Origin of the sequence: Sorangium sp. So ce117 (assembly GCF_051524395.1) — a bacterium.
GTDB lineage: Bacteria > Myxococcota_A > Polyangia > Polyangiales > Polyangiaceae > Sorangium > Sorangium cellulosum_B.
In genome coordinates this window covers 7,971,595-7,986,836 of record NZ_CP150309.1, presented here as the reverse complement: position 1 = coordinate 7,986,836, position 15,242 = coordinate 7,971,595, and the positions used below count along the sequence as shown (strand labels likewise).

The 15,242-nt window shown below is 71.3% G+C and carries 12 protein-coding genes; 8 read left to right on the top strand and 4 right to left on the bottom strand.

What is annotated here, in order from left to right:
* Window positions 1-81: 81 nt before the first annotated feature.
* The 3 genes from WMF46_RS29605 to WMF46_RS29595 all read left to right on the top strand — a co-directional run bounded on the left by WMF46_RS29605 (window position 82) and on the right by WMF46_RS29595 (window position 3,037).
* Window positions 82-747 carry an STAS domain-containing protein gene (locus WMF46_RS29605; RefSeq protein WP_437980282.1) on the top strand — a complete coding sequence of 222 codons (666 nt, stop codon included), beginning with the start codon at window positions 82-84 and terminating at the stop codon, window positions 745-747.
* Window positions 748-824: 77 nt separating this feature from the next.
* Entirely contained in the window at window positions 825-2,012 is a 1,188-nt protein-coding gene (locus WMF46_RS29600) for an oxygenase MpaB family protein (RefSeq protein ID WP_437980281.1), read from the top strand.
* Window positions 2,013-2,134: 122 nt separating this feature from the next.
* The gene (locus tag WMF46_RS29595; protein ID WP_437980280.1) at window positions 2,135-3,037 is read left to right on the top strand and encodes a hypothetical protein; all 903 of its coding nucleotides are present in this window, start codon (window positions 2,135-2,137) and stop codon (window positions 3,035-3,037) included.
* An 85-nt stretch (window positions 3,038-3,122) separates the two neighbouring features.
* On the opposite strand, the gene WMF46_RS29590 is transcribed toward WMF46_RS29595, so the two are convergent.
* Window positions 3,123-3,842: an alpha/beta fold hydrolase gene (locus tag WMF46_RS29590; RefSeq protein ID WP_437980279.1), complete on the bottom strand. Its 720-nt coding sequence runs from the start codon at window positions 3,840-3,842 to the stop codon at window positions 3,123-3,125.
* A 117-nt stretch (window positions 3,843-3,959) separates the two neighbouring features.
* Here WMF46_RS29590 and pgm point away from each other — a divergent pair, with 117 nt between their 5' ends.
* Complete coding sequence (gene pgm / locus WMF46_RS29585; RefSeq protein ID WP_437980278.1) at window positions 3,960-5,606, top strand: phosphoglucomutase (alpha-D-glucose-1,6-bisphosphate-dependent); 1,647 nt, start codon at window positions 3,960-3,962, stop codon at window positions 5,604-5,606.
* A gap of 104 nt (window positions 5,607-5,710) precedes the next feature.
* Here pgm and WMF46_RS29580 read toward each other — a convergent pair whose 3' ends face one another.
* Window positions 5,711-8,047, bottom strand: coding sequence for a DNA polymerase II (locus tag WMF46_RS29580; RefSeq protein ID WP_437980277.1), 2,337 nt, complete (start codon window positions 8,045-8,047; stop codon window positions 5,711-5,713).
* Between the two features lie 472 nt (window positions 8,048-8,519).
* Here WMF46_RS29580 and WMF46_RS29575 point away from each other — a divergent pair, with 472 nt between their 5' ends.
* Window positions 8,520-9,155, top strand: a complete 636-nt coding sequence (locus WMF46_RS29575; protein WP_437980276.1) for a DUF4142 domain-containing protein — start codon at window positions 8,520-8,522, stop codon at window positions 9,153-9,155.
* Window positions 9,156-9,188: 33 nt separating this feature from the next.
* Here WMF46_RS29575 and WMF46_RS29570 read toward each other — a convergent pair whose 3' ends face one another.
* Entirely contained in the window at window positions 9,189-10,358 is a 1,170-nt protein-coding gene (locus WMF46_RS29570) for a zinc-dependent alcohol dehydrogenase (RefSeq protein ID WP_437980275.1), read from the bottom strand.
* A gap of 2 nt (window positions 10,359-10,360) precedes the next feature.
* A complete protein-coding gene (locus WMF46_RS29565; RefSeq protein WP_437980274.1) occupies window positions 10,361-11,098 on the bottom strand; it encodes a hypothetical protein in 738 nt (245 codons plus the stop codon).
* Between the two features lie 374 nt (window positions 11,099-11,472).
* On the opposite strand from WMF46_RS29565, the gene WMF46_RS29560 reads away from it, so the two are divergent.
* The 3 genes from WMF46_RS29560 to WMF46_RS29550 all read left to right on the top strand — a co-directional run bounded on the left by WMF46_RS29560 (window position 11,473) and on the right by WMF46_RS29550 (window position 15,142).
* Complete coding sequence (locus WMF46_RS29560; protein WP_437980273.1) at window positions 11,473-12,306, top strand: CIA30 family protein; 834 nt, start codon at window positions 11,473-11,475, stop codon at window positions 12,304-12,306.
* Between the two features lie 215 nt (window positions 12,307-12,521).
* Window positions 12,522-14,045, top strand: a complete 1,524-nt coding sequence (locus WMF46_RS29555; protein WP_437542403.1) for a sugar ABC transporter ATP-binding protein — start codon at window positions 12,522-12,524, stop codon at window positions 14,043-14,045.
* Window positions 14,042-15,142: a sugar ABC transporter permease gene (locus WMF46_RS29550; RefSeq protein WP_437980272.1), complete on the top strand. Its 1,101-nt coding sequence runs from the start codon at window positions 14,042-14,044 to the stop codon at window positions 15,140-15,142. The genes WMF46_RS29555 and WMF46_RS29550 overlap by 4 nt, the downstream gene beginning before the upstream one ends.
* Window positions 15,143-15,242: the final 100 nt, after the last annotated feature.

Genomic DNA, 15,242 nt, shown 5'->3' with positions numbered 1-15,242 from the left:
GCTGGCGATGTCGACTCCGCGCATGAGCCCGGCTACTCCCGCTTCCTCACCGATCAATCCCTGCTGCGCCCACAGGAGCCCATGCAAGAATCCGAGAACATGATCTCCATCGAGGAAAGCCGGATGCAACGCGTCATCGACGCGGTTGCGCTCGCGTCCACGGGAGAGGTCGAGCTCGCGCTGAAGCAGCTGGCGGCGGTCGAACACGACGCCTTCGGGGTGATCGAGGAGGCTCTGCGCGTCTTTCTCTCCGAGCTCTCCGCGACCACGCAGCAGAAGAGCCAGGCGCTCGCCGCGCTCGCCGCCTCGAAGCGCGAGCTCGAGCATCAGCTGGACACCATCCAGCGCCAGGAGTGCGCGATCCGGGAGCTCTCGGTGCCGATCATCGACATATGGCACGGCATCCTCACGCTCCCGCTCGTCGGGCTGTTCGACTCGGTGCGCGCCGTCGAGGTGACCGAGCGGCTCCTCGTGCGCGTGGCGGAAGACAGCGACGTCGAGTGGGTGATCCTCGATCTGACCGGCGTCACGCTCATCGACTCCATGACCGCCCAGCACCTCATCAAGCTGGCTCAGGCGGTGCAGCTCCTCGGCGCGCGCTGCGTCCTCACCGGCCTGGGCGGTCATGTCGCGGAGACGCTCGTCGCGATCGGCGTCGCGTTCGATGAGCTGAACCCGATGCGCAGCCTGCGGGAGGGGCTCAGGTTCTGCCTTGCGCAGCGGGGGCGCGCGATCTCACCGCGGTGATCCGCGGAGCTCCGCTTCGTGAGGCGTCGCCTTTGCGGAGCGCGGCCGGTGTGCCAAGGGATATCCTGTTGCATCCCATGGAGAACGCGACGATCCCGGCTCGCTTCCAGGACACCGCAGACGCCCGCCGTCGCTTCGGCGACCAGCTCGATCGCCTGGGGCCCTTCCTGCTCCGCGTCGATCCGGTCGCCGACGCCGTCGTGGACGCGTTCGCGTCGATGCCGCCGGGCCATGGCTTCCGCCTCCTGGAGGCTGCCCTCGCGCGTGGCATCGACGATGACCGCACGGTGAGAGAGGCCCCGGCCGAGCTGCGGGCGCTCCTCGCGTCGGTCGATCACGTGCCCCTCTGGGTGGACTGGGAGGCGGTGAACCGCGGCGGGGCGGCGTTCCTTCGCACGGGCGTCCTCGGCGGGATCTTGCTCGCGATGCAGTCGCTCATCCTCGGGTACGCGTCGCCCGGCGGGAACAAGCCGCTGGTCTTCTCGGGGAGGCTCCGCGAGCAGGCCGAGCGCCGCCTCGCCGAGACGAGCCGGTTCGTCTACGCCGTGAGCCAGGCGAACGGAATGCGCCGCTCCGGCGAGGGCTTCGCGATCACCGTCAAGGTGCGCGTCATGCACGCGCAGGTGCGGCGCCTCATCCGCGCGAGCGGCCGGTGGCAGGCGGCCCTCTGGGGCGAGCCGATCAACCAGCACGACATGGTGGCGACGGCGCTGCTCTTCTCGGTCGCGGTCATCGACGGCCTCGAGAAGCTCGCCTACCGCTTCGCGCCCGCCCAGCGGGAGGACCTCGTCCACCTCTGGCGCTACGTGGCCCACGTCATCGGCGTCGAGCCGGAGCTCATCCCCGGGTCGTACGCCGAGGCGCGACGGCTGGCCGAGATGATCTTCGCGACGCAGGGCGCGCCGGATCACGACTCGCGCATGCTCGTGGACGCGCTGCTCACCCGCAGGGTGCGCAGCGCGCGGACCGACGGCGAGCGCCGGAGCGCCGAGCGGTTCATGGCCGTCTCCTGCGGCCTCGCCCGGGCCGTGCTGGGCGACGAGCTCGCCGAGCAGCTCGGCGTGCCCCGGCAGCGCTCGCCCCTCGTCGTGCCGCTGCTCCGCGCGGTCGCCGCCGCGTCGAGCCGCGCGCACGCGCTGCCGCACCTGCAGGATCTCGCGCTCGACCTCGGCGACCTCCGCTGGCGGCGCGTCATCTCGATGGGCCTCGGCGGCCGCCCGGCCGACTTCGCGCCCCCGGAGCACCTCGCCGGCAGCGGCACCTGAGCGGCCGCGCCGCTCGCGGGGCGAGGCGGCTCCGGCGCCGGATGTCCAGGGCGATGGCGTGGGAGCGGGCGCGGCCGTCGGGGTTGAACCGCCCTCCGGTTCTGCGGTACGAGACCTCCGGCATGGAGATCATCCCTTACGGTGGTTGGAAGCGCGCCGCGCGCCTCGTCTGCGGCGACACGGAGCTCGTCGTCACGCTCGACATCGGCCCGCGCATCATCCGGTACGGCGTCGTCGGCGGTCCGAACGAGTTCTCCGAGATCCCCGAGGACATGGGCGCGACAGGCGGGACCCACTACAGGTTCTACGGCGGTCACCGGCTCTGGATCGGCCCCGAGGACGAGCAGCGGACGTTGCAGCCCGACAACGATCCGGTCGACCACCGGGAGGAGAACGGCGCGCTCGTGCTCCGGACCGCGCCGGACAGGTACGGAATGCAGAAGGAGGTCCGCATCGCGGCGGACGCCGCGGCGGGGAGGTTCGTCATCGATCATGCGATCGAGAACCACAGCGCCTATGCCGTCGAGTTCGCCCCGTGGTCGCTCTCCGTGATGGCGGGCGGCGGCGAGTGCCTGTTCCCGCAGGCGCCGTTCGTCCCGCACCCCGATCGCGTCCTGCCGGCGCGGCCGCTCGTGCTGTGGTCGTACACCGACATGGCCGAGCCCCGGTGGACCTGGGGCAAGCGCGTGATCCGCCTGCGGCAGGTCGCGGGCAAGGGGCCGCAGAAGGTGGGTGCGCTCGTGACCCAGGGCTACGCGGCGTACGCGAACCACGGGAACGTGTTCCTGAAGCGGTTCCCGTTCATCGAGGGCGCCACGTACCCGGACATGGGGTGCAACTTCGAGACGTTCACGAACGAGGACATGCTCGAGATCGAGTCGCTCGGCGCGCTGCAACGCGTGGAGCCCGGCGCCCGCGTGGAGCACCGGGAGGCGTGGTATCTCCTCAAGGGCGTTCAGCCGCCCGCCGAGGACGGCGCGTGCGCGGACTGGCTCGAGGCGGCGGCGAAGGACAGGCCGCTGTGAACCGCTGATCCTGAGCGCGTGGGGAGGCGGGCCCTCCTCGCCACCGCCACGGCCTCCCGCGGGGGGGCGGCGAGGCGAGCGGCGCTCAGGCCTCCACCTTGCCGGCCGCGCGCCTCAGGAAGCCCTCGATCGCGCGCGCCGACGCCTCCGGCGCGAGCTGCAGCACGAGGTGCGGAGCGTCGACCGTGACGCACTCCAGGTCGGGCCGCATGCGGCGGAGCTCGCGCAGCACGCGCGGCGGCACCAGCGCGTCGCCCTCGGCGCCCAGGTAGAGCAGCGGCGCGGCGCAGCCCTGGAGCGCCGCGCGCGCGTCCACCGAGAGCACCTCGCGCACGCGCGTCGCCATCACCGCGGGATCGACGGCCTCGACGTTCGCGGCCACGCGCTCCAGCCACGCGGCGGAGGCGCGCGCGCCGACGAGGTAGCGGCGCGAGACGAGCTCCGGCGCGCGGCGCCGGAAGAGCCACGGGCCGACGAGGTGCCGCGCCAGCGACGGGACGGGCCACACCGGGTTCGTGACGAAGGTGGCCACGAGCACCACGCCGACGAGCTGGCCGGCGCTCCGGCAGGCCAGGCGGAGCGCGAGCGGCCCCGAGAACGACTCGCCGAGCAGCGCATACGGCCCGTCCGCGGGCAGGCGCGCCGCGACCAGCTCCTCGAGCGCGCCGTAATCGAGCGCCCTGTCCGCGGGGTAGGAGACGACCTCCGGCGCGATGTCGGCGGACAGCGTCGAGAGGAACGGCTCGAAGAGCGCGCCGGTGCCGTCGAGGCCGGGGAGGAGCAGCAGGCGGAGCGGCGCGGTCACGGGCGAGAGGATCGCCGAGCATCACACGCGCGGCAATCCAGCCGCGCCCCTGCGCGGCGCCCGGGGCGCCCCGTGGAAGGGTTGGCTCGTCCCGCGCGCTCGGCTATGCGGAGGCTCATGCCGCTCCACCCCCTCGCAGGCCGCAAGGCCCCTCCCGATGTGCTGATCGATCCCGACACGCTGCGCGCGCAGTACTACAGCGAGCGCCCCGACATGGGCGATCCGCAGCAGCGCGTCGCCTTCGGCACATCCGGCCACCGCGGCTCGGCCGCGCGGCGCAGCTTCAACGAGGCGCACGTCCTCGCGGTCGCGCAGGCCATCTGCGACTACCGCGCGAAGGAGGGCACGACGGGCTCGCTCTACCTCGGCATGGACACGCATGCGCTCTCGGAGCCGGCGCAGCGCAGCGTGATCGAGGTCTTCGCGGCCAACGGGGTCGACGTCCTCATCGCCGAGCGGAACGGCGTCACGCCGACGCCGGCCATCTCGCACGCGATCCTCACGGCCAACCGCGGGCGCACCTCGGGGCTCGCGGACGGCGTGGTGATCACGCCGTCGCACAACCCGCCCGACGATGGCGGCATCAAGTACAACCCGCCGAACGGCGGGCCGGCCGACACCGCCGTCACCGGCTGGATCGAGGCGCGCGCCAACGATCTGCTCCGCGCCGACAACGCGGGCGTGAAGCGCACGCCCTACGAGGCCGCGCTGCGCGCGCCGACGACCCACCCGTACGATTTCATCGGCCCCTACGTCGCCGATCTCGGCAACGTCGTCGATCTCGAGGCCGTCCGCGGCGCGAAGCTGCGCATCGGCGTCGACCCGCTCGGCGGCTCGAACATCGCGTACTGGGCGCCGATCGCCGAGAAATTCGGGCTGGATATCACGGTGGTGAACCAGGCCGTCGACCCCACCTTCAGCTTCATGCCCCTCGATCACGACGGCAAGATCCGCATGGACTGCTCGTCGCCGCACGCGATGGCGAACCTCATCGCGCTCAAGGACGACTACGATCTCGCGTTCGGCAACGACGCCGACTCGGATCGCCACGGCATCGTCACCCGCAGCGCCGGGCTGATGAACCCGAACCATTACCTCGCCGTGGCGGTGTCCTACCTCTTCCGGAACCGCCCGCTCTGGCGGTCCGACGCGGCCGTGGGCAAGACGCTCGTCTCGAGCAGCATGATCGATCGGGTGGCGAAGGACCTCGGCCGCCCGCTCCGTGAGGTGCCGGTCGGCTTCAAGTGGTTCGTCGACGGGCTGCTCGACGGCTCGCTCGGCTTCGGCGGCGAGGAGAGCGCGGGCGCCTCGTTCCTGCGAAAGAACGGGCAGGTGTGGTCGACGGACAAGGACGGTATCCTCCTCGACCTGCTCGCCGCCGAGATCCTCGCCCGCACCGGGCGCGACCCGGCCGAGCACTACCGCGACCTCACGGCGCGGTTCGGCGCGCCGATCTACACGCGCATCGACGCGCCGGCCACGCCGAGCCAGAAGAGCGTGCTCAAGAAGCTCTCGCCCGACGCGGTGCGCGCCGAGACCCTCGCGGGCGAGCCGATCACCGCGAAGCTCACGCGCGCGCCCGGCAACGGCGGCGAGATCGGCGGGCTCAAGGTCGTCGCGGAGAACGGCTGGTTCGCCGCGCGGCCCTCGGGCACCGAGGACGTCTACAAGATCTACGCGGAGAGCTTCAAGGACCAGGCGCACCTCGATCGCGTGCTCGACGAGGCGCGCGCGATGGTCTCCGACGCGCTGTCGGCCAAGTGAGCTCCCCGGGCGCGGCCGCGAGCTCTTGATCTCCCCGCGCTCCTCCGGGGACTCTGCCACGCGCCCGCCCGCCCCCGGGTTCGCCTCGCGCGACCAGCGCAGGGTCAGAACAGCGAGAGCTGCCGCCGCGCGCCCGTCATCTCATCGAAATCGGCCCCGCCCAGCCACCGCAGCACCGAGTCCGCGATCGGCTTGAGCTGCTGCGACACGTAATGATCGTAGTTCGGCGGCGCCGTCGTCTGGCCCGCCGGCTCGGGGCCAGCGCGCGTGATCACATAGGCCACGATCCGCCCCGCGTCCCCGCCCAGCTTGCGGGCCGCCTTCACGTGCGGCGGCGTCGTCTTCGTGTAAGCGCCGAGCGGCTTCCTCAGCGCCTTCTTGTAGACGAGCTCCGCGTCGAACCGCCCCGCGCGGAGGTCCGTCACGAAGCTCCGCACGAAGCCCTCCACCGGGCGATCGTGGAAGACCAGCTCGAGCAGCTCCCGCTGGAAGCGCCGCGCTACCGCGCTCGCGTCCCGCCGGACCGCCTCGAGCCCGACGATCTCGAGCTTGTCGCCGCCCTCCCCGGCGACGAGGCCGGCATAGCGCTTCTTGCTGCCCTGCGCGGCGCCGCGCAGCTCGGGCAGGAGGAAGCGCGCATAGACCTTCTCGAACTCGAGCTCCAGCCGGCTCTCGCAGCCGAACGTCCTCGCGATCTCGGCGGCGACCGACCCGGAGATGGCGTCGCGGAGCTCCTCGGCCCGGGCGACGGCGCGCGCCGCGTCCGGCTCGCCGATGTCGACGAAGAGAGAGTCGGTGTCTCCGTAAAGCACCCGGTGCCCGGCCCTCCGCACCACCTCGGCTGTGAGCCTGATGACGTGCTGCCCGGCGCGCGTGATGGCGTTCGCGACCTCGGGGGAGAACAGGCGCGACGCGGGAGAGCCGAGCACGCCGAAGAGCGAGTTCATGAGGATCTTGATGGCCATCGCGCCCCGCTCGTCGCCCGCCCGCCGCGCCTCGGCCCGCTCGTCCCAGAGGCGCGCGACGAGCTCGGGCAAGATGCCCGGCTCGCCGCGCCGGAAGGCCGCGCCGCCCGGCGTCACGATGAGCGCCTCGGGCGGCCCCGCGCCCCCGGCGACGAACGTCAGCGGGTCGATGTTGAACGTGCGAATGAGGCTCGGATAGAGGCTCTTGTAATCGTACACAACGATGTTGCGGTAGAGCCCCGGCAGCGAATCGAGCACCAGGCCGCCGGCGATCTCCGCCCCTCCCTCCGGCCCCTCCCTCGACACCGAGGGCGCGACCTTGCCGCGGGCGCGGAGCGCGGGCAGGTAGAGCGAGTCGATCGCGGCGATCTGCGCCCCCACGCGGTCGAGCTGCATGCCGGTGAGCAGGCTCCTCCGCGCCGAGAGCTCGATGAGCCCTGTCTTCTCCAGCAGATCCCGGACGAGGCGCGCGTCCTCGAGGTTGTACTCCGCGAGCCGCGCCGGGTCGTCGCGGTACGACGCCTCGATCTGCTCGCCCCGGTCGTCTGGCCCGAACAGCTTGCCGCGCCCGAGGATCGTCCGAGCGGCGGTCTCGAGGCGGTAATCGTCGAGCCGCAGGAAGGCGCCGCGGAGGAGCGCGAGGCCGTCGAGCACCACCCGCCCCGGCAGGACGGCGCGCGCCTCGCGCGAGAAGCCAGGATCGCGCAGGATCGCGATCTCGTCATCGCCCCTCCCGAGCGCGCAGAGGAGCCCGGCGCGCCGGCAATAACGCTGGAGCGCGGGCAGATCGAAATCCGGGATGTTCCAGCCGGTGAGGACGTCGGGGTCCGCCTGCGCGACGAGCTCGAGGAAGCGCTCGAGGAGCGTCCGCTCGTCAGGGAAGCGCTCCACGAAGGCGGGGAGCCCGCCGGGCACCGGCGCGTCGCGGACGAGGAGGCAGCGCTCGCCGCCCGCGCCCGCCACGGCGATCGCATAGAGGTGCTCGCCGTCGAGGCTCGTCTCGATGTCGAGCGAGAGCACGCGGAGGCGGGGGACGAAGCTCGCGGGGACGAGCGTGGGATTGCGGTACACGCGCCCGACACCCGGGTGGAGCTCGAAAGGCCCGGAGACCGCGAACGCCCCGCGGATGCCGCGATCGATGAGAAAGCGGTAGGGAAAGCGCACGTCCGCCTCGAGGGCGTCGGCGCCGGCCTCGGCCAGCCTCTCGCGCAGCGCCGCGACGTCCCGCGGGAGCGCGGCCTCGACGCGCAGGACCGGCTCTCCGTCGAGCGTCTCGAGCGCCTGCGGAGAGACGCGGCGGTCCGCGAGCCGCCGCGCGACGTCCTCGTCGCGGGCGCGCACGAAGAAGTAGGGCCTGAACCTGTCCTCGATGACGAGCGCCGGCGCGCCGTCCTCCATCACCGCGTGGAGATGGATCTCCGGGCACCCGGCGACGACCCGGGTCGTGGGCGTGAGGATGAAGCCGCGGTCAGGCATGTGCGAATTCGCGGAGGCCCCCCGGGCGAGCTCTTCGCCAGCGCGCGAGGCGGCCCGGGGGCCGCTCCACGCTTCACTTGACCACCGGGACCCGCGCCCCGCAAGCCCCTCCCACCTCGGGGGGCAGGGGATTTCCCGGAGGAGCGCGATTGCCGAGGGAGCCGGGCCTCCGCCGGAGAGGGCGCCTTTCGAGGAGGCGAGCGCCTTTGTCGGGTTGCGCGCTCGATTCAACGGGGGATGGCCGGCTTGATGGGTTTGACGTGGAATCCCGAGATACGGCGGGGACGACTCCCCGGGTGTGCGTCGATCGCCCCGCGAGCGCACCCGCGCGCAGCGCCATGAGCAGGGCAGTCCCTCGGATTACGTCGAGAGCGGGTCCGCCGCTTGCTTGACGTTCGAGACGTCGTGAGCCGCGGGCATCCACGGATCGGCCGGTGAAGCGCGCCGCGGAAATCCAGGAAGGGAATCCACCATGATGCGCCATCATTTCAAGCATCGCGTCGCGGTGATCGCCGCGCTCGCCGCGAGCGTCATCGGCAGCTCCGCGCACGCGGGTGGGCGTGGAGGCTACGTCCATCAGGGCGCGCAGATCTCCGAGCAGCAGCAGCGGCTGGAGGAGGCGAGCCCGCGGTCCGAGGAGACACAGGTGTCGGACGGCGCCCTCGCCAAGGTGATCTCCGTGGCCAACCAGGTTGAGATCTCCTTTGCGATGATCGCCCGCAAACAGGCGCGGTCGCGCGAGGTGAAGGATTTCGCCAGGGAGATGCTCGAGGCCCACACCCAGGGGAACATCCGCCTGAGCGCGCTCCTCCAGCGTCTCCGGATCAAGGCGGAGCCGACGCGGGCGAGCGCGATGATCGCCGGGCACTCGGCCATCATCGCGGCGTACCTCCAGCAGCAGCCGGCCGAGAAATTCGACCAGACGTACATGGCCATCCAGGTGAGGATGCACGCCCATGCCCTGCGGATGCTGGACGAGCAGGCCATCCCGAGGGTGAAGAACCAGGAGATGAAGCGGGAGCTCCAGCGCATTCGCGACGAGACGGCGAGCCACATGAAGCGGGCGCAGGCCATCCAGGCGACGCTGGCGAAGGGGCAGGAGCGCTAGCGCTCGCGGTCGGGGGCGGCGGCCTCGCCAGGGTCAGGGGGCGAACACCGCGCGCACGCACGCCTCCGCGCGCGCCTCGAAGAGGCGGTATCCGCGCGGCCCGTCGTCGAGGCACATCCGGTGCGTCAGGAGGTACGATGGATCGATGTCGCCGCGCTGGATGTGATCGAGCAGCCGCGGGATGTACCGCTGTCCGTGCTGCTGGCCGGTCCTGACGATGAGCGCCTTGTTCATGAGCGCGCCGAGCGGGATCTTGTCGGCGAACCCGGAATAGACGCCCACGATGGACACCGTGCCGCCCTTGCGGCAGGCCAGCATCGCCTCGCGCAGCACGAGCGGACGGTCGCTCTGCATCCGGAACGCCTGCTTCACCCGATCGACCGCGTGCTGCAGGCCCGTCCCGTCGGCTTCCATGCCCACCGCGTCGATGCAGGCGTCGGGGCCGCGCCCGCCCGTCATCTCGCGGAGCGCCTCCTGGACGTCGACCTCGGCGTAGTTCACGGCGTCGGCGCCCCCGTGCGCCTTCGCCATCGCCAGGCGGTCCGCGATCCGGTCGATCGCGATGACGCGCTCGGCGCCGAGGAGATAGGCGCTCTTGATCGCCATCTGACCGACGCCCCCGCACCCCCAGACGGCGACGACCTGGCCCGGGCGGATGTCGCAGAGCTCGGCCGCCATGTAGCCCGTCGAGAGCGCGTCGGAGGCGAACAGCGCGCTCTCGTCCCGCACCCCGTCGGGGACCTTGAACGCGCCGTGATCCGCGAACGGCACGCGCACGTACTCGGCGTGGCTCCCCGCGAAGCCCCCGAAAGCATGCGAGTAGCCGAAGATCGCGGCCGTCGTGTCCCCGAACAGCCTGTCCGTCACCACGTGATGAGGATTCGAGTTCTCGCAGAGCGACCACAGCTCGCGCTGGCAATACGCGCACCGCCCACACCCGATGATGGACGACACGACGACGCGATCGCCACGCTGCACCCGCTTCACCTCGGCGCCCGTCTCCACGACCTCGCCGAGGAACTCGTGCCCGAGGATGTCGCCCTGCTTCATCGTCGGGACGTACCCGTGGAGCAGGTGCAGATCCGAGCCGCAGACCGACGACAGCGAGACGCGGACGATGGCGTCGTGCGGGCTGATGAGCTTCGGCTCGGGCACCGACTCCACGACGATGTCATCCACCCCATTCCAGCAGATCGCGCGCATGGTCACTCCCTCTCACGGTCTGCCCGGCCGGACGGCTGCCCCGCCGTCGTCGGGATCTCGCCGATCTCGATCCATTGCCTCAGGCGCCGCAGCTCGCCCCGCAGCTGCCGCCTGGGCAGCTCCGCCAGCAGCTCGCCCGCCGCGCGCGCGAGCCGCCCCCGCGGCCGCGCGCCCGGCAGCACCACCTTGATCTCCGTGCCCCCGTCGCCCGGCGCGGTCGCGAGCGAAACGACCCCTGCCGGCGTGCGCTCCAGGCCACCCGCGCCGGCCGCCCGGATCGTCGACGCTTGCCTCTTCGCGCCGGCCTCCACGCGCCCGATGCTCGGCAGGAGGCGCCGCACGCCCGCCGCGTCCTGCAGCGCGTGCAGGACCGCCGCCCGCGCGCGGCTCACCGTGACGCTGCTCACGACCCGCGGGGCGCGGGCCCCGAGCGCCCGCAGCGCCGACGCCGCGATCTCGACCCCGAGCGCCGGCCGCTCCTCGGACAGCCCGGCGACCCGCTCGTAGATGCGGTATGCCGCCGTCTCCAGCCGGCTCAGGAGCAGCCCCGCGATTCCCCTCCTCCCCGGCAGCCGCGCGCAGCTCGCGCGCTGCGCCGCCGCGCTCTGCCGCTCTCCCCGCGGGGCTCTCTCCTGCTCCGTCGGGGGCGCGCCTTCACCGCCGCTCTGCTCCCGGTCCGCGCTCTGCGCGCTCCTCTGCGCCGCGGCGCGCGCTCGCCGGCCAGCCTTCGCCCGTGCCATCTTTCCTCCTTCGAGCCTCGGAGAGCCCGCGAAGGCGCCTTGCAAGCAGGTGGCCACTCGCGCTGATCCAGGCGCTCACGTCTCAACGACGCTCCGAACATGCCACCGCCGTTGCGAGCGGCCCCAACAAGGACATTCGCGCGAGCCGCGCCTCCATGGCGAACGACGGCGAACGAGGGCGAGCGATGACAAAGATGGATTGCAGCGAGGAAAGAAGAAGGTTGCAGGGCCTGAGCTTCCAGGCGATACTCGCCGCGCCAGGACGCTCCTCGATTCAATTGACGTCCGGCCCAGAGCGAGCGCTGATTAGAATAACGTAGATACGGAGATGTGAACGTATGACAACTAGAATTTTCCTGCGTGCTTTAAACTTGGTGGTCTGTGGACTTGCTGTCGCGGCGTTCGCCGCGTGCGGCGACGACGACGGTGGCGGCGGGAGCGGGGGCGCTGGCGGCGCCGGCAGCGCCGGCAGCACGACCTCCGCGGGCACCGTGGACCCGACGACCACGACGACGAGCACGGGGAGCACCGACACCTCCACGGCCTCGACGGCCGCGAGCACCTCGGCGTCGACGGGCGCGGGCGCCGGCCCCCAGACGATCGAGATGATCGATGACATGGAGGACAACGACAACGCCATCCTGGCCGACGGCGGGCGTGTCGGTTACTGGTACACCTTCAATGACGCGTCGGAGGGGGCCACGCAGACCCCGCCGCCCGATCCGGAGGGGACCGGGGAAGAGCCTTTCACGATGACGGCGCTCGAGCCGGCGCGAGGGCAGAGCACGTACGCGGCGCGCTCGTGGGGGACGGGCTTCACGGATTGGGGCGCTGGCTTCGGCTTCGATCTGAACAGCCCCGAGGGGGTCAAGGCCTCCTATGACGCCTCGGCGTACACCGGAATCACCTTCTGGGCGAAGCTCGGCCCGGGCTCCGGCACGAGCGCGACGGTCATGATCTCCGACCCGGGGACGGATGCTGCCGGCGGTGCCTGTTCGGACAAGTGCGACGCGTGGCAGAAGACGTTCGCCGCCACCGAGGAGTGGCAGCAGTTCACCATTCCCTTCGCGGAGCTGAAGCAGGGCGGCTGGGGTGATCCGGCGGGCACCGAGCAGATCGACGCGGCGAAGCTCTACTCGCTCCAGTTCCAGATCGGCAAGGCACCCGAGTTCGACCTCTACATCGACGACCTCGGCTTCTACAACTGAGCGCCGTCGCCCGGGCCGCTCCGGGATCCCTCGCCGGGGGCTCTCATACATTCTTCGCCCCCCGCACCTCCCAGGAAACATGCGAGACGCGTGACGCGTGACGCGTGACGACCTGCGCGCCTGGATCCTCTGCGCGCTTCCAACAAAGTGCTTGCATCGCAGGCCCCTCCCAGGCGAACGTGGCCGCGCGCTGACGCCCCCTTGCGCCCAGGACAATGCCTCTTCTCGAGCTCGCATCGATCACGAAGCAGTTCCCCGGTGTGAAAGCCCTCGATGGCGTCTCGTTCGACCTCCAGGAAGGCGAGATTCACGCCCTCTGCGGCGAGAACGGCGCGGGTAAGAGCACCCTCATCAAGATCCTGTGCGGCTACTACCCCGCAGGCACCTACGGCGGCGAGATCCGCTTGAACGGCGGCGTCGTGCAGTTCAGCAGCATGCGCAGCGCCGAGGAGCACCGCATCGCGCTGATCGCGCAGGAGCTCGCGCTCGTGCCCGATCTCAGCGTCGCCGAGAACCTCGTGCTCGGGCGGGAGCCCGTCCGCGGTGGGCTCATCGACTGGGACGCGGTGCGGGCCCTGGCGCGGGAGGCGCTCGCGCGCGTCGGGCTCGACATCGATCCCGAGCGCCCGATCAAGGAGCTGGGCATCGGCCAGCAGCAGATGGTCGAGATCGCGAAGGCGCTGCTCAAGGACGCGAAGATCCTCGTCCTCGACGAGCCCACGGCGGCGCTCACCGAGTCCGGCGTGAAGACGTTGCTCGGCCTGCTGCGCGATCTGCGCGCCCGCGGCGTCTCCTGCATCTACATCAGCCACCGGCTCGAGGAGGTCTTCGAGATCGCCGACCGCATCACGGTCCTCCGTGACGGGAAGTCGATCACGACCCAGCCGCGGACCGCGCTCTCGCCCGACAACGTCATCTCGTACATGGTCGGCCGCGAGGTGACGAACCTCTACCCATGCCCCCCGCCGCCGGAGGGCCCCGTCGCGATGTCGGTCCAGGGCTGGTCGGTCGAGGACGCCGGGCACCCCGGGCGGTTCGTGCTGCGCGACGTGAGCTTCGAGGTGCGCGCCGGCGAGGTGCTGGGCATCGGCGGCCTCATGGGCGCCGGCCGCACCGCGCTCCTCTCGACGATCTTCGGCGCTGCAACGAGCCGCGTCACCGGCGCGATCTCGGTCCGAGGCGGGCCCGCGACGCCGCCGTACAGGGCGCCCGAGCAGGCGATCGACGCGGGCATCGCGCTCGTCAGCGAGGATCGCAAGCGCTACGGCCTCGTGCTCGAGGCGACCCTCCTCGACAACATCACGCTCGCGACCCTGCGGCGGTTCGTGAAGGGGCTCTTCCTCGATCACGCCGAGCGAGAGGTCACGGCGGTCGAGCAGATGAAGGCGCTCAGGACCAAGGCGTCTGGGCCGCTCGCGCTCGCGAACCAGCTCTCGGGCGGCAACCAGCAGAAGATCGTGATCGGCAAATGGCTGATGACGGGGCCCCGGGTGCTGCTGCTCGACGAGCCGACCCGGGGAATCGACGTCGGGGCGAAGGCGGAGATCTACCAGCTCATCCACAAGCTCGCTTCGGATGGGCTCGCCGTGGTGCTCGTGTCCTCCGATCTGCCGGAGCTGCTTGGCATGAGCCACCGCGTGCTGGTCCTCAACCAGGGCAGACCGACGGCCTGCCTCGACCGGAAGGACGCGACCGCGGAGCGCGTGATGGCTGCTGCAACGAGGAAGGTGACGGAATGAGCGAGGCCAAGCTTCGCGTGCGTATCCCCTGGCGCGCCCTCTCGATGGTGGGCTCGCTCATCGCGATCTGGATTGCCTTCTCCATCACGACCGATGGGACCTTCGTAACGCCGCGCAACCTGACGCTCCTCGCGCGGCAGATGTCGGTGACGTCGATCCTGGCCATCGGCATGGTGATGGTCATCGTCGCGGGGCAGATCGATCTCTCGGTGGGCGCGCTCGCCGGTCTTCTCGGCGCCTCATCGGCGATGATCTATGTGAGCCTCGGCTGGCCGCTGCCGGCCGCCTTCATCCTGCCGCTCCTGCTCGGGGCCGTCCTTGGCTTCGTGCAGGGGGCGCTCGTGGCGCGGCTGCGGATTCCCCCCTTCATCGTCACGCTCGGCGGGATGCTCATCTTCCAGGGCTCCATCCTGGGCTTGACAGGCGGTGTGTCCATCTCGCCGGCGCGTCCTTACCTGTTCGTGGGCCAGGCGTACGTGCCGCACACCCTCGGCTGGGCGGGCGCTGGCATCCTCTGCGTCGGGCTGCTGTACAAGGCGGCGCGCGCCACCGGCACGGCGCGCTACCCGTGGATCGGGCTCGCCGTGTTCTCCCTCGCGTTCGCCGCCCTGATGAACTCCTACGAGGGTGTCCCGTTCCCCGTGCTGGTCGTGCTCGTGCTCGCGACCGCGTTCACGGTGCTCGCGAAGCACACGACGTTCGGGCGGCACCTCTACGCGATCGGCGGCAACCGCGAGGCGTCCTTCTACTCCGGCATCAACATCGATCGTCACCTCATCGCCGTGTTCACGCTGATGGGCGTGATGGCGGGCATCGCGGGCGTGGTGCTCACCGCCCGCGTCGGCTCCGCGACCTCGGACGCCGGCCGGATGATGGAGCTCGACGCGATCGCGGCCGCCGTGATCGGCGGCACGTCGCTCCTCGGCGGGCAGGGCACCATCTGGGGCGCGCTGCTCGGCGCGCTCGTCATGGCCTCGCTCGACAACGGCATGAGCCTGATGAACACGGAGAGCTTCTGGCAGCCGATCATCAAAGGCATCATCCTCATCCTGGCCGTCGGCATCGACATGGCCAGCCGCAAGACGCGAGGCCACTGAGCCGCCGCTCGCGTTGCGATCAGGGTGAGTTGCCGCCTCCCGGCTCCGCGAACACGTAGGCCCCGGGAGAGGGGGTCCGCCGCGCGGCGCGGGGGATGGG